The following is a 14,273-nucleotide window of genomic DNA, read 5'->3' as shown; positions in this document are numbered from 1 at the left end:
GTGAGCCGCTTCCGGCTGAAACCCGCGGTCGGGTCGCAGACCCGCCCCTTTTCGTGTGCGTCGTCCGCGACGATCTGCGGGGTCACTGATCCACCGGCCTCGCGCCGGAACGTTCCGGACCCGGTTCCGGACGAACGCTCAGGAGGAGCATGCCGACCACGGCAACCGCCGCCCGTAGCTCGAGCCAGCGGCGCAGGAAGACCACGTCATCCCGACGAGACGACGAAGCCCCCGTCATCCCGATCCTCGCCCGCAAGGTGCGCGAGGTCGAAGCGAAGGCTCAGCGCGGCAAGCTCGGGCCGACCAACCGCGTCAAGTTCCAGGTGATCGCCTTCCTCGTGCGCGAAGAGCGCGCACGCGTCAAGGCCGACCCCGAGATCACCGACGCCGCCCGCGCCGAGCTGCTGAAGCGCCTCGACGGGGTCGCGACGATCCTCGCCAAGACCGCCGCGCGCGACACCTCGCTGATCCAGCTGCTCGAGGTCGACGCGGCCACCTCGCCGGTCGCTCGTCGCATGCGCCGCGACTGGCTGCTGGAATCCGGCGCCGAACTGCCGCCGGACGAGCTGATCATCACCGACAACGCGCCCAAGATCACCCCCGTGGTGCCGGCGGCGCTGGCCGAGAAGCAGGTCATCCCCGCGTCGATCGAGGCGCGTCAGATGGCCAACCCCTTCCTCGCCCCCGACCTCACCCCGCGCACGAGCGGTGACGCGCCGCGCCGCCGCCTCGACGGCTGGGAGCTCATGGGCCCGCTGTACAAGGCGTTCGAGACCGGCGCCGGCGGGTCGGCCGCGAGCATGGAGCTGCCTCCCGTCCCCGAGTTCGACCGGCTCTCGCCGCGCGGGCTCGAGGTCATGCCGCACCAGTCGCGCTTCCTCGAGGCCGTGCGCCTCGGGCACCGCTCGTTCCTGCTCGCCGACGAGCCGGGCCTGGGCAAGACCGCGGAGTCGGTGCTCGCGGCATCCGTCGCCGATGCCTACCCGCTGCTGGTCGTCGTCCCCAACGTGGTCAAGATGAACTGGGCCCGCGAGGTGCAGCGGTGGACGCCGCAGCGCCGGGCGACCGTCATCTCGGGCGGCGGCGCCGACATCGACGCCTTCGCCGACGTCTTCATCGTCAACTACGAGATCCTCGACCGGCACCTGTCGTGGCTGTCGTCGATCGGCCTCAAGGGCGTCGTGGTCGACGAGGCGCACTTCATCAAGAACCTCACCTCGCAGCGCTCGCAGAACGTGCTGGCTCTGGCATCCCGCGTCCGTCAGCAGACCCGCGACCCGCTCATGCTGGCGCTCACGGGCACCCCGCTGATCAACGACGTCGAGGACTTCGACGCGATCTGGCGCTTCCTCGGCTGGACCAACGGCGAGAAGCCCGGTCCCGAGCTCATGGAGAAGTTGGATGCCACGGGCCTGACCCCCGCCGACAAGTCGTTCTACCCCGAGGCGCGTGAGGCCGTCATCTCGATGGGCATCGTGCGGCGCAAGAAGAAGGACGTCGCCGCCGACCTGCCCGACAAGCTGGTTGCCGACCTGCCCGTCGAGCTCGACGACGAATACGGCCGCTCCATCCGCCAGGCCGAGCGCGAGCTCGGTGCCCGCCTCGCAGCGAAGTACCGCCGCATCATCGAGGCGCGCGGAGACCGCGGTCTCGCCCGCGGCGAGATCGACGAGGACATCGTGCGTCTCGTCGCCCACGGCGAGCTCGAGGAGTCCAAGGCCGCCAGCTCCGGCAGCGAGAACGTGTTCACGATGGTCCGCCGCATCGGCCAGGCCAAGGCGCACCTCGCGGCCGACTACGCCGTGCAGCTGCAGCGCTCGGTGGGCAAGGTCGTGTTCTTCGCCAAGCACATCGACGTCATGGACGCCGCCGAGGCGCACTTCAAGGCCTCGGGCCTGAAGGCCGTCTCGGTGCGCGGAGAGCAGACCTCGACCGCGCGCCAGGCCGCGATCGACGCGTTCAACAGTGACCCCGACGTCGGCATCGCCGTCTGTTCGCTCACCGCCGCCGGCGTCGGCCTCAACATGCAGGCCGCGTCGAACGTCGTGCTCGCCGAGCTGTCGTGGACGGCCGCCGAGCAGACGCAGGCGATCGACCGCGTGCACCGCATCGGCCAGGACGAGCCCGTGACCGCGTGGCGCATCATCGCCGCGCACACGATCGACACCAAGATCGCCGAGCTCATCGACTCCAAGGAGGGCCTCGCCCAGCGCGCCCTCGACGGGCTGGCGGTCGAGCCCGGGTCCAGCGACTCGGTGCAGCTGTCGGCGCTCATGCACCTGCTGCGTCAGGCGCTCGGCAAGGCCTGATCCCGTTCGTCACGAACGCCCCGGTCGCTTCGGCACCGGGGCGTTCGTGCGTTCCGGCCGGGGTGCCGTCGTGCCTCGCGGCCTCGTGGCTCGCGCCGTCGTTGCCTCGAGCCGTCGTGCCTCGGGCCGTCGTGCCTCGGGCCGCCGTGCCTCGGGCCGTCGTGCCTGGTGCCGTCGTGCGGACGTCGGGGACGACCCGCCGGGGCCGGACGCCCGAGGAACGGCGTGTCGCGGGTGGCGTCCGCACGACGGCGGCGGTGCGGCGTGCGCGGGGCGCCGGGGCCACGGCATCCGCCCGCTCTTCTTCGCCGTGTGGCAGCCGTCCCGCCCGCGGCGATAAGGTCGAAGACGGCAACGGCGCCGACCTCCACCCGAACCACAGCACTTGAGGACTCTGCCCATGAAGATCGGCATCCTGACCAGCGGCGGCGACTGCCCCGGGCTCAACGCGGTGATCCGTGGCGTCGTGCTCAAGGGCACGACCAATTACGACATCGAGTTCGTCGGCATCCGCGACGGCTGGCGCGGCGTGGTCGACGGCGACTTCTTCCCCCTCACCCGCCACGAGGTGAAGGGTCTGTCCAAGGTCGGCGGCACCATCCTCGGCACGAGCCGCACCAACCCCTACGAGGGAGCGCGCGGCGGGGCCGAGAACATCTCGAAGACCCTGTACGGTCACCGGATCGACGGCATCCTCGCCATCGGTGGCGAAGGAACCCTGGCCGCGGCCGATCGCCTGTCGAAGGACGGCATCAACGTGCTCGGCGTGCCGAAGACGATCGACAACGACCTGCGGGCGACCGACTACTCGTTCGGGTTCGACACCGCCGTGAACATCGCGACGGATGCCATGGACCGCCTGCGCACCACCGGTGACTCCCACCAGCGCTGCATGGTGGCCGAGGTCATGGGCCGCCACGTCGGCTGGATCGCCCTGCACGCCGGCATCGCCGCCGGTGCGCACGTCATCTGCATCCCCGAGGTGCCGATGTCGATCGAGGAGATCACCGAGCAGGTCACGCGCGCGCACGACCGCGGTCGCGCGCCCCTGGTCGTCGTGTCGGAGGGCTTCAAGCTCAAGGGCATGGACGAGGCGTTCAGCGACAAGGGTCTCGACGCCTTCAACCGCCCGCGCCTGGGCGGTATCGGCGAGCAGCTCGCCCCCGAGATCGAGCGTCTCACCGGCATCGAGACCCGCTCGACCGTGCTCGGTCACATCCAGCGCGGCGGTTCGCCCTCGGGCTTCGACCGCGTGCTCGCGACGCGCCTGGGCCTGCACGCCGCCGACGCGCTGCACGAGGGCGCGTGGGGCCAGATGGTCGCCATGCGCGGCACCGACATCGTGCGCGTGCCCTTCGCCGACGCCCTCGGCGAGCTCAACAGCGTGCCCCTGTACCGCTACGAAGAGGCCGCCGCGCTGTTCGGCTGAGCCTGCTGCGTCGACGCCCCGTCCTGCTGTGTGTGGGGCGGGGCGTCGCGCTGTGTGCGGGGCGGGGCGTCGTGCTGTGTGCGGGGCGGGGCGTCGTGCTGTGCGGGGGTGTCGCGCTGTGTGCGGGGCGCTGCGTCGACGCCCCGTCCTGCTGTGTGTGGGGCGGGGCGTCGCGCTGTGTGCGGGGCGGGGCGTCGTGCTGTGCGGGGGTGTCGCGCTGTGTGCGGGGCGGGGCGTCGCGCTGTGCGGTGTGGGCGTTCTGCGGGGCGGGGCAGGCGTTGCGCGCGCCGGGGCGTCCTGCCATGCAGGCGGGGCGTTCTGCTGGGTGAAGCTCGGCCTTGCGCGCGCCGGGGCGACGCGCCATGCGGGCGCGGCCTTCTGTGGGGCGGGCAAGGTACCTTGTCCCACTTTGTGTCGATCCATGTCCCACTTTTGGCTGCCCAGGCGCCCTCCAGGCAGCCAAAATCGGGACATGGTGGCGACCTCGGCGCGACTTGTCGTGCGGGCGCCCTGTGGATAACTGGGGACGGGGTCGGCGGAGGCGAGAAGCTGAGGGATGCCGCGTCCTCGACCTCTTCCCGGGCAGCTTCCCGAGCATTTCTCCGTCGGCGCCGCCGCTGAGCTGGGAGTGACGCGTGCTCGGCTGCGAGCCGCAGATTTGGAGTCGCCGTTCCATGGCATCCGGTCGTCGACGACCGCTCTGCCTTCGTCTTTGATCGAGCAGTGCCTCGCATACGCGCCGCGCCTGATGCCCTGGCAGTTCTTCAGTCACGAGACGGCGCTTGCTCTGCGGGGAGTATGCACTCCGGAGTGGCCGTACGTGCCGCGGATCCATGTTTCCGCACACCGGCCGGCGAGGGAGCCGCGGACGCAAGGAGTCATCGGCCACCGTCTGCAAGCGCGCGCACCAGCGTTCTCTGCGGGCCCACTCGACCTGCCGGTCGAGGACCCCGTGCGGGCATGGAGACAATGCGGGCGGCTCTGGCCCCTTGATGACCTGGTCGCTGCGGCCGACGCGCTCCTGAGCGGGCGGCCGCCGATGGCCGACGCAGAGCAGCTGAGGTCTGAGGTCAGTGAGATGGGCGACGTTCGGGGCGGTGTTCTCCGTACGGCGGTCGACCTCGCCCGACCCGGCGTCCGGTCGCCGAGAGAGACACGTCTGCGCCTCCTGCTGGCCCGGAACGGGCTCCCGACGCCCGAGGTCAACGCCGACATCTTCGACTCGAGAGGCGTGTTCGTCGCGGAGATCGACCTCGCCTTTGCCCGATGGATGGTCGCCGTTGAAGACGACGGACGCGTCCACGCCGAGGACGAGCGACAGTTCGCGCGGGATGCCGATCGGTGGGCCGCCATCCGGGCGGCGGGATGGGATCACGTGCGCGTGCTGAAACATCACCTTCGAGATGGAGGCGCTCCGGCCGTCGCTCTCGCTCGCGATGCGCTCGTCAGAGCCGGTTGGAGGCCGGGGCTCTCAGCCCATGTGTGTTGATCCATGTCCCGAAAAAGGTTGTCTGAGCCGTGCGCAGACAGCCAAAAGTGGGACACGGTCTGCACAAATCGGGACATGGGTTGTCAACGCAAGGCTGATCGCGGCGTGCGTCACTGCGGGGGCGGCACCGAAAGCCCCGCACGCCGAACGCCCCGCCGCGCGAGGCGACGGGGCGTTCGGCGCGTGGGGCGCGGGTCAGTCGGTGAGGCCCAGCACGTCGAGCAGCCATGCCAGCTCGAAGGCGCGCTCGCGCCAGGCGTTGTAACGACCGCTCACGCCGCCGTGGCCGGCGACCATCTCGCACTTGAGCATCGCGTCGGCGCCGACCTCGCGCAGGCGCGCGACCCACTTCGCGGGTTCGACGTACAGCACGCGCGTGTCGTTGAGCGAGGTGACCGCGAGGATGCGGGGGTACTCGACGCCCTCGCGCACGTTCTCGTACGGCGAGTACGACTTCATGTAGGCGTACACGTCGGCGTCGTGCAGGGGGTCGCCCCACTCGTCCCACTCGATCACCGTGAGCGGGAGCGAGGGGTCGAGGATGGTCGTGAGGGCGTCGACGAACGGCACGTCGGCCAGGATGCCGGCGAACAGCTCGGGCGCGAGGTTGGCGACGGCGCCCATCAGCAGGCCGCCCGCGCTGCCGCCCTCGGCGACGATGCGGTCGGGCGTCGTGTAGCCGGCGTCGACCAGGTGACGCCCCGCGGCGACGAAGTCGGTGAAGGTGTTGCGCTTCGCACGCAGCTTGCCGTCTTCGTACCATTGCCGACCCATCTCGCCGCCACCGCGCACGTGCGCGACGGCGAAGACGACACCGCGGTCGAGCAGCGACAGGCGGGGGACCGAGAACCCGGGCTCGATCGAGTGCTCGTACGAGCCGTAGCCGTACAGGTGCACGGGCCGGGGGGTGTCGCCCGGCTCGCCGAACGAGCGCTTCCACACCAGCGACACCGGAACCTGCGTGCCGTCGTCGGCGGGCGCCCACACGCGCGCCTGTCCGTAGTCGGCGGGGTCGAAGCCCCCGAGCACGGGCTGGCGCTTGCGCAGCAGCAGCTCGCCGGTCTCGATGACGTAGTCGTACACGGTGCCCGGGGTGACGAACGAACCGTAGCCCAGACGCAGGACCGGGGGAGCGTACTCGGGGTTGCCGCCCGTACCCACGCTGTACAGCGGCTCGTCGAAGGCGATCTCGGTCACGGCGCCGTCGGCGTACGACAGCATGCCCAGGCGGGCGAGGCCGTCGCGGCGGTAGCCGACCACGCCCCAGTCGCGGAAGGTGTCGACGCCCAGCAGCCGGTGGCCGGGGTGGTGCGCGATCACGGTCTCGCGGGCACCCTGGGGGTCGGATGCCGAGACCTTGACGAGCTCGAAGTCGAGCGCCCCGTCGTTGTGCAGGACGTAGAGCACGTCTTCGCCGTCGACCACGGCGTGCGAGGAGGAGTATTCGACGCCCTCGCGCCGCGGCCACACCACGCGGGGCTCGCCCCGGAGGTCGTCGGCGTCGAGGATCCACTCCTCGCTCGTGATCGACGAGCCCATCTCGATCATCAGGTAGCGGTCGCTGCGCGTGAAGTCGGCGCCGACCCAGTACCGGTCGTCGGGTTCGTGGAAGAGCTTCACGTCGGCATCCGTCGCCGTGCCGATCTCGTGCAGCCACACGGTGTCGGGGCGCCAGGCGTCGTCGACGGTGGTGTAGACGATGAAGCGGCCGTCGGGCGAGAAGGTCGCGCCCGAGAACGTACCGGGGATCTCGTCGGGCAGGGTCTCGCCCGTCACCAGGTCGCGCACGCGCACGGTGTAGCGCTCGTCGCCGGCGACGTCGATGCCGTACAGCATGCGCGTGCCGTCGTTCGAGATCTCGAAGCTGCCGAGCGAGAAGAACTCGGTGCCCTCAGCCTCGACGTTGCCGTCGAACAGCACCTGCTCGCCCGGGACCGGCCGGTCGGGCGACAGAGTCGGCGGGGTCCAGTCGTCGGGGGAGTCGAGCGGGGCGCGGCACTGGATGCCGTACTGCGCGCCCGCGACGGTGCGGCCGTAGTACCACCAGTCGCCGCGACGAGCGGGGACCGAGAGGTCGGTCTCGAGCGTGCGGCCCTTGATCTCGCCGAAGATGGCGTCGCGCAGCGGCCCCAGGTGTGCGGTGCGCGCGGAGGTGTAGGCGTTCTCGGCCTCGAGGTGCGAGATGACCTCGGCGTCGTCTTTGGCGCGCAACCACTCGTAGGGGTCGTCGAACGTGTCGCCGTGGTGCGTGCGCGGCGCGGGGCGGCGGGCGGCGACGGGAGGCGTGGGCTGCGAGGCGTGATCGGTCACCGTTCCACGGTAGTGCGCCCCTCCGACATCGGTCTCCGACGGCACCGGATGCCGCCGTGTCGGGCGTTTCCGTCGTGGGCCGTCCGCGCGCCGCGGGGGCCGACGCCCCGGGCGGGTGCCCGCCCCCGCCCGCGCGCGTTTGACCGCCGCCCCCACCGATGAAATGATGTCGAGGCGACACCGATGAACAGGTGTCGAACTCCAGGTGAACTCTTCGTTCGTCGCGCCGATCCCGTCGGCATCCCTTCTTCCTTCTCACGGAAAGCGAACGGTGGAGAGCGCAGCCCTCATCATCGTGCTGGTCATCGCGCTGGCACTGTTCTTCGATTTCACCAACGGATTCCACGACACCGCGAACGCGATGGCCACGCCCATCGCCACCGGTGCGCTGAAGCCGAAGGTCGCGGTCCTGTTGGCGGCCAGCCTCAACCTGGTCGGGGCGTTCCTGTCGACCGAGGTGGCCAAGACCATCTCGGGCGGCATGATCCGCGAGGACCAGCTCAGTCCCGACATCTTCCCGCCGATCATCTTCGCGGGCCTCATCGGCGCGATCACGTGGAACATGCTCACGTGGCTGCTCGGCCTGCCGTCGAGCTCGTCGCACGCCCTCTTCGGCGGCCTGATCGGTGCGACCCTCGTGGGCGTCGGCGCCTCGGCGATCGACACCGGCGTGGTGCTGAGCAAGGTCATCCTCCCGGCGCTCATCGCGCCGCTCACGGCCGGGATCATCGCGTTCGTCGTCACCAAGATCGCGTACGGCATCACCCGGCGGTACGACATGAAGGCGGACGGTCGGGACGGCTTCCGCTGGGGGCAGATCTTCACCTCGTCGCTGGTCGCCCTGGCGCACGGCACGAACGACGCGCAGAAGACCATGGGCGTCATCACCCTCGCGCTCATCACAGTCGGCTGGCAGTCGTCGGCGAACCCCGACCCGCAGATCTGGGTCGTCTTCGCGTGCGCGATCACCATCGCGCTCGGCACCTACATGGGCGGCTGGCGCATCATCCGCACGCTCGGCAAGGGCCTGACCGACGTCAAGCCGGCGCAGGGCTTCTCGGCCGAGACCTCGACCGCGGCGACGATCCTCGCCTCCAGTGCCCTCGGCTTCGCGCTGTCGACCACGCAGGTGGCATCCGGATCCGTCATCGGATCGGGCCTGGGCCGCCGCGGATCGACCGTGCGGTGGAACACCGTCGGCCGCATCATGATCGGCTGGGTGCTCACGCTCCCCGCCGCCGGTGCCGTCGGTGCCGCCGCTGCGCTGATCGTCGTCTGGCTGGGTGGATGGGGCGTCGCGGTCGACGCGGTGATCGCGGTCGTCATCGTGCTCGGCTTGTTCCTGCGCTCGCGTCGCGACTCGGTCACCTCGGCCAACGCGATGAGCGAGGTCGCCGACTCGGGCGCCGCCGTCAAGGTGCCCCGCAAGCCCGGCCCGACGCGCCGCCAGCGTCGTCTCGAGCGCGACAAGGCCGGAAAGGACGCCTGATGCTGATCAACTGGGAAGCCTTCCTCCAGGTCTTCGTCGCGGCCATCGTGGGCGCCTCGATCGTCGTGACCTTCTACGCGCTGGGTCTGCGTCTGCTCGTGACCGGCGGGCGCCCGCCCCTGGTCTCTCCGGCGGAGTTCACGGATGCCATCACCGTGATCTCCGACAAGCAGAAGCGCCGCGCCGAGAAGGCGGTGGCCAAGGCGGCCAAGAAGAACCCGCTCAGCGATGGCCAGAAGCGGCTGGCGCTCGTGGCCGCCTACGCGTGCTTCGCGGTGTGCGCCGCGGCGGTGCTGGGCGCGCTGCTGCTCATCCTCTTCAACCACTGAGCCGTCGACGCCGCTGCATCGGATGTCGCAGGCCCCTCCTAGGCTGAGCTCATGGCATCCGTGCAGTTCGGTCAGCACGCGCCCGCGGCGCGCGTGATCCTCCACCTCAGCGACACGCATCTGCTCGCCGGCGACCGGCTGCTCGGCGATCGCTACGACACCGCGCGGCACCTGCGGCGCACGCTCGAGGCCGCCGAGGCGACGCGAGTGAGACCGGATGCCGTGGTGTTCACCGGCGATCTGACGGACCTCGGCGAGCCCGAGGCCTATCGGGCGCTGCGCGCGGAGGTCGAGCCGTGGGCGGAACGCCTCGGGGCTCCCGTGGTGTGGGTCGCGGGGAACCACGACGAGCGTCCGGCGCTGCGCGAGGGACTCCTCGACGGGGAGCCGACGCAGGAGCCGGTGACCGGCATGTGGGACCTCGGGGGGCTCCGCCTCGTCGCGCTCGACTCCACGGTGCCCGGGTGGCACCACGGCGACCTCGACGCCGCCCAGCTGGAGTGGCTGCGCGCCGAGCTGTCGACCCCGGCGCCGCTCGGCACGATCCTGGCGCTGCACCATCCGCCGCTGCCGACGCACATCCCGTTCTTCGACATCCTCGAACTGCGCGACCAGCCGGGTCTCGCGGCGGCCATCGCAGGCAGCGACGTGCGCGCGATCCTCGCCGGTCACCTGCACTACTCGACGTCGGGCACCTTCGCCGGCGTCCCCGTGAGCGTGGCGGCGGCCTCCTGTTACACGATGGACCTGGCCCGACCGGGCGACGCGGTGAACGGCATGGACGGTGGCAGGTCGTTCCACCTGGTGCACGTGTGGGACGACACCGTCACCCACGCCGTCGTGCCCGTGGTCGACGACGAGGCCTCCGGTTTCTTCACCCCGGAATGGACGCAGCGCATGGCCGCCCTCAGCCCGCAGGAGCGGCTCGAGGCGTTCTCGCGAAAGAGGTGAGCGTGCAATAGACGCAACGGACGGTGACGATATCGTCACATGCCGCCGTGTCCAGCGAGCCCATCGCACGGGGTCGTTAGGCTCGGACCATCCCTGCTCGCCGTGACACCCACAAGGATTCCCACATGGCTTTGGACGCAATGACGCGCACCCGCACCGAGACCGATTCGCTCGGCTCGCTCGACATCCCCTCCGAGGCGTACTGGGGCATCCACACCGCCCGTGCGCAGGAGAACTTCCCGATCGCGAAGCGACCGATCTCGGTCTACCCCGACCTCGTGCGGGCCCTCGCGATGGTGAAGCAGGCGTCGGCTCGCGCCAACCGCGAGATCGGCGTGCTCGACGAGGCGAAGGCCGACCTCATCGACCGCGCTGCGCAGCGCGTGATCGACGGGGAGTTCCACGACGAGTTCACGGTGGGCGTCATCCAGGGCGGCGCCGGCACGTCGACGAACATGAACGCCAACGAGGTCATCACCAACATCGCCCTCGAGATGGCGGGTCGTGAGAAGGGCGATTACGCCTTCCTGTCGCCCATCGACGACACCAACCGCAGCCAGTCGACGAACGACGTGTACCCGACGGCGATCAAGATCGGCCTCGCGCTGACGCTGCGCAGCCTTCTCGAAGAGCTCGCGCTGCTGCGGCAGGCGTTCCTGAGCAAGTCGGAGGAGTTCCACGACGTGCTCAAGGTCGGGCGCACGCAGTTGCAGGATGCCGTGCCGATGACCCTCGGCCAGGAGTTCCACGGCTTCGCGACCACCCTCGGCGAGGACTACAACCGCCTCACCGAGAATGCGTACCTGCTCTACGAGATCAACATGGGCGCGACCGCCATCGGCACCGGCATCACCGCGCACGCCGGCTACGCCAGTGCCGTGCTGCGTCACCTGCGCGCGATCACCGGCCTCGACCTCGAGACGGCGACCGACCTCGTCGAGTCCACGAGCGACACCGGCGCCTTCATGTCGTTCTCGGCCTCGCTCAAGCGCAACGCCATCAAGCTGTCGAAGATCTGCAACGACCTGCGTCTGCTGTCGTCGGGCCCCCAGGCCGGTCTCGGCGAGATCAACCTGCCCCCGCGTCAGGCCGGGTCGAGCATCATGCCCGGCAAGGTCAACCCGGTGATCCCCGAGGTCGTCAACCAGGTCGCGTTCTCGGTCGTCGGCGCCGACATGACCGTCACCATGGCGGTCGAGGGCGGCCAGCTCCAGCTCAACGCGTTCGAGCCGGTCATCGCGCACTCGATCTTCCAGTCGATCACCTGGATGCGCCAGGCCATGTGGACGCTCCGCGTCAACTGCGTCGACGGCATCACCGCCAACCGCGAGCGTCTGGGCGCGATGGTCGGTTCGTCGGTCGGCGTCGTGACGGCGCTGACGCCGTTCATCGGCTACGCGGCCGCGGCGGCCCTCGCCAAGACCGCGCTGCTGACGCACCGCAACGTCGCCGACCTGGTCGTCGAGGCCGGGCTGATGACCCGCGACGAGGTCATGAAGCAGATCTCGCCCGCGCGCCTGTCGGGCCTGCAGGCCGTGACGGCGGCGATCCCGATCGTCCGTGCGGCCGACAGCGTCGTCGAAGAGGACTGAGCCCGCTCATCGCGAAGGGCCGGGGCGTGATCGTCCCGGCCCTTCGTCGTGCGGCGTCGCCGTCTGCGCGGCGCCGGGGCTCCGGCATCCGGAACAGACCCCGGATGCCGCGTCAGTCGAGGATGCGGCAGTGCGTGGTCAGCTCGCCGATGCCGTCGATCCCGACGGTCACGGTGGAGCGGTCGCGCAGGAAGATCTGCGGATCGCGCGAGTAGCCGGCGCCGCCCGGGCTGCCGGTGGAGATGAGGGTGCCGGGGAGCAGCGTCACCGACTCCGACAGCTTGTTGATGAGCGTGGCGACCGAGCGCACCATCTGGCCGGTGCTGGCGTCCTGCACGGTGTGGCCGTCGACGACGGTCCAGATGTGCAGGTCCTGCGGGTCGGGGATCTCGTCGGCGGTCACGACGAACGGTCCGGTCGGGGTGAAGCCGTCGAACGACTTGCAGCGCGACCACTGCGCCTCGGAGAACTGGATGTTGCGCGCGGTCACGTCGTTGACCACGGTGTAGCCCCAGACGTGGTCGAGCGCCTCGGCCTCGGGGATGTCGCGTCCCGGCCGGCCGATGATGACGCCCAGCTCGGCCTCGTAGTCGACGGCCTCGCTGAGCGAGCGGGGCCACGAGGTGGTCTCGCCGTGCGCGGTCAGGGAGTTCGGCCACAGCACGAAGACGGTGGGACCGGCGTCGGTCTTGAGCCCCAGCTCGCCGGAGTGCGCGGCGTAGTTGAGCCCCACGGCGAGGATCGAGGGCGGAGCGAGGACGGCGGAGGCGTACCGGATCCCCTGCAGCGGATGCCGCGGAGCCGACGCTGCGGCGTCCTTCACCCGCGCGAGCAAGTCGTCGCCTCCCGCGATGAGCTGCTCGAGAGTGCTCGGGGCGCCCGCGAAGAAGTCGTCGACGAACGAGAACTCCTCGCCGTGGACGCTGACGAGACGGGGGGCTTCCGCCCCTTCCTGTGAACGGACGTGGGCGAAGCGCATGCCTCCACGCTACCGGGCCTTGCGCGGTGGCGAGGGCCGCAAGCCCCGGATGCCCTGTCGGAGGCCGCCTCTAGGCTGTGCGCATGAGCACCCCCTCGCCGCTGTCGCGTCCCGGGTCGGCGGAGGCCTCGCGCATCTCGACCGCGCCGCAGCCCGCCGTGTCCGCCGCCCCGCCCCGCACCCGTCGCGGGGGAGTGGCGCTGTGGATCGTCGCGGTGCTCCTCGTGCCCCTGCTGGCGCTCCTGGTGCGGTACTTCACCGGCTTCCTCGGCACCGCCGCGACCTTCATCGGGTTGATCCTGGCAGCGATCCCGTTCGTGATCGTGTGGTTCGCCGTGCGCTACATCGACCGGTGGGAGCCCGAACCGCGGCGCCTGCTCGTCTTCGCGGTGGCCTGGGGGGCGATCGCCGCCGTCACCATCGCCCTCGGCGTCGACCTCGTGATCACGCTCCTGGTGGGCCGACTGCCCGAGGCGTTCAGCGCCGTCGTGCAGGCTCCGATCGTCGAGGAGGTCGCGAAGGGCCTGGGCGTGCTGCTCATCTTCGCGTTCGCGCGCCGCGCGTTCGACGGACCCGTCGACGGCATCGTCTACGGCGCGCTGATCGGTGCGGGCTTCGCGCTCACCGAGAACGTGCAGTACTTCGCCATCAGCTACCTCGAGGGCGGGCCCGGGCAGGTCGCCACGACGTTCTTCCTGCGCGCGGTGCTCTCGCCGTTCGCGCACGTCATGTTCACCAGCCTGACCGGATTCGCGTTCGGACTCGCCGCGCGCCGCGGGCTGCGCACCGGCGCGGCGCTGGGCTACGGCATCCCGGGTCTGATCGGGGCGATCGTGCTGCACGCCCTGTGGAACGGCTCGGCCACCTTCTTCGACTTCTTCGAGATCTACGCCGCCCTGCAGGTGCCGCTGTTCGTGCTGTTCATCCTGGGCGTCCTGGCGCTGCGCCGGGAGGAGTCGCGACTCACCCGCGCCCGCCTCGGCGAATACGCAGCCGCTGGGTGGTTCACCCCCCAAGAGGTCGACATGCTCGCGACCGGTCCGGGGCGCAGGTCGGCGCTCGCGTGGGCGCGCACGCTGCCGGGCGACCGGTCGCCGGTGATGAAGTCGTTCATCGCGGATGCCACGGCGCTCGCCGCCGCTCGCCAACGGGCGATCTCGGGTCGAGACCCGCACGCGACCGCGGCCGAACGCTATCTGCTCGAGCGCACCACGGCGGCGCGTGCGACCCTGCTCTCGCGCTGACGCCGACCGACGTGGCCGATGTCACCCGCCGGGGGTCTTGACACCGTCCGAGGTCGGGAGCACCATCGTGTCAGGCCAACTCAGCGCCCGGGAGACACGCAGGCATCGCCGCGGCACCGGGCGCTGAGTCTTTGTCCAGGGGCTTCGCCGAT

General features: G+C 70.5%; 10 protein-coding genes. 8 read left to right on the top strand and 2 right to left on the bottom strand.

The window, feature by feature from the left end; translation table 11 throughout:
• Positions 1–149: 149 nt before the first annotated feature.
• From RWH43_RS00425 to RWH43_RS00415, 3 genes are all read left to right on the top strand, one after another.
• Complete coding sequence (locus RWH43_RS00425; protein ID WP_316000373.1) at positions 150–2,309, top strand: DEAD/DEAH box helicase; 2,160 nt, start codon at positions 150–152, stop codon at positions 2,307–2,309.
• Positions 2,310–2,709: 400 nt separating this feature from the next.
• Positions 2,710–3,738, top strand: coding sequence for a 6-phosphofructokinase (locus tag RWH43_RS00420; RefSeq protein WP_144828417.1), 1,029 nt, complete (start codon positions 2,710–2,712; stop codon positions 3,736–3,738).
• 1,039 nt (positions 3,739–4,777) lie between these two features.
• Positions 4,778–5,227, top strand: a complete 450-nt coding sequence (locus RWH43_RS00415; protein WP_316000372.1) for a putative endonuclease domain-containing protein — start codon at positions 4,778–4,780, stop codon at positions 5,225–5,227.
• Positions 5,228–5,422: 195 nt separating this feature from the next.
• Here RWH43_RS00415 and RWH43_RS00410 read toward each other — a convergent pair whose 3' ends face one another.
• Positions 5,423–7,537, bottom strand: a complete 2,115-nt coding sequence (locus RWH43_RS00410) for a S9 family peptidase (protein ID WP_154095937.1) — start codon at positions 7,535–7,537, stop codon at positions 5,423–5,425.
• 271 nt (positions 7,538–7,808) lie between these two features.
• On the opposite strand from RWH43_RS00410, the gene RWH43_RS00405 reads away from it, so the two are divergent.
• The 4 genes from RWH43_RS00405 to RWH43_RS00390 all read left to right on the top strand — a co-directional run bounded on the left by RWH43_RS00405 (position 7,809) and on the right by RWH43_RS00390 (position 11,898).
• Entirely contained in the window at positions 7,809–9,026 is a 1,218-nt protein-coding gene (locus tag RWH43_RS00405) for an inorganic phosphate transporter (protein WP_144828408.1), read from the top strand.
• Positions 9,026–9,355 carry a peptidase gene (locus RWH43_RS00400; protein WP_144828406.1) on the top strand — a complete coding sequence of 110 codons (330 nt, stop codon included), beginning with the start codon at positions 9,026–9,028 and terminating at the stop codon, positions 9,353–9,355. The genes RWH43_RS00405 and RWH43_RS00400 overlap by 1 nt, the downstream gene beginning before the upstream one ends.
• 51 nt (positions 9,356–9,406) lie before the next feature.
• Positions 9,407–10,306, top strand: coding sequence for a phosphodiesterase (locus tag RWH43_RS00395; protein ID WP_316000371.1), 900 nt, complete (start codon positions 9,407–9,409; stop codon positions 10,304–10,306).
• Between the two features lie 125 nt (positions 10,307–10,431).
• Complete coding sequence (locus tag RWH43_RS00390) at positions 10,432–11,898, top strand: aspartate ammonia-lyase (protein ID WP_144828400.1); 1,467 nt, start codon at positions 10,432–10,434, stop codon at positions 11,896–11,898.
• A 112-nt stretch (positions 11,899–12,010) separates the two neighbouring features.
• Here RWH43_RS00390 and RWH43_RS00385 read toward each other — a convergent pair whose 3' ends face one another.
• On the bottom strand, positions 12,011–12,877 hold the full coding sequence (locus RWH43_RS00385) for a fumarylacetoacetate hydrolase family protein (RefSeq protein WP_144828397.1): 867 nt from the start codon (positions 12,875–12,877) through the stop codon (positions 12,011–12,013).
• A gap of 83 nt (positions 12,878–12,960) precedes the next feature.
• Here RWH43_RS00385 and RWH43_RS00380 point away from each other — a divergent pair, with 83 nt between their 5' ends.
• Positions 12,961–14,121 (top strand): PrsW family intramembrane metalloprotease, encoded by a 1,161-nt coding sequence (locus tag RWH43_RS00380; protein WP_144828395.1) that lies wholly within the window; start codon positions 12,961–12,963, stop codon positions 14,119–14,121.
• Positions 14,122–14,273 lie beyond the last annotated feature (152 nt).

This window comes from Microbacterium algihabitans, from assembly GCF_032464975.1.
In the GTDB taxonomy this organism is placed as follows: domain Bacteria; phylum Actinomycetota; class Actinomycetes; order Actinomycetales; family Microbacteriaceae; genus Microbacterium; species Microbacterium algihabitans.
Note: the sequence above shows the minus strand (reverse complement) of the source record. Positions and strands in the feature narration are given on the sequence as shown.

Excerpts from the sequence above, each read along its gene's own strand:
- RWH43_RS00425 (WP_316000373.1), top strand. The coding sequence starts at position 150 with ATGCCGACCACGGCAACCGCCGCCCGTAGCTCGAGCCAGCGGCGCAGG.
- RWH43_RS00420 (WP_144828417.1), top strand. The coding sequence starts at position 2,710 with ATGAAGATCGGCATCCTGACCAGCGGCGGCGACTGCCCCGGGCTCAAC.
- RWH43_RS00415 (WP_316000372.1), top strand. The coding sequence starts at position 4,778 with ATGGCCGACGCAGAGCAGCTGAGGTCTGAGGTCAGTGAGATGGGCGAC.
- RWH43_RS00400 (WP_144828406.1), top strand. The coding sequence starts at position 9,026 with ATGCTGATCAACTGGGAAGCCTTCCTCCAGGTCTTCGTCGCGGCCATC.
- RWH43_RS00395 (WP_316000371.1), top strand. The coding sequence starts at position 9,407 with ATGGCATCCGTGCAGTTCGGTCAGCACGCGCCCGCGGCGCGCGTGATC.
- RWH43_RS00390 (WP_144828400.1), top strand. The coding sequence starts at position 10,432 with ATGGCTTTGGACGCAATGACGCGCACCCGCACCGAGACCGATTCGCTC.
- RWH43_RS00385 (WP_144828397.1), bottom strand. The coding sequence starts at position 12,877 with ATGCGCTTCGCCCACGTCCGTTCACAGGAAGGGGCGGAAGCCCCCCGT.
- RWH43_RS00380 (WP_144828395.1), top strand. The coding sequence starts at position 12,961 with ATGAGCACCCCCTCGCCGCTGTCGCGTCCCGGGTCGGCGGAGGCCTCG.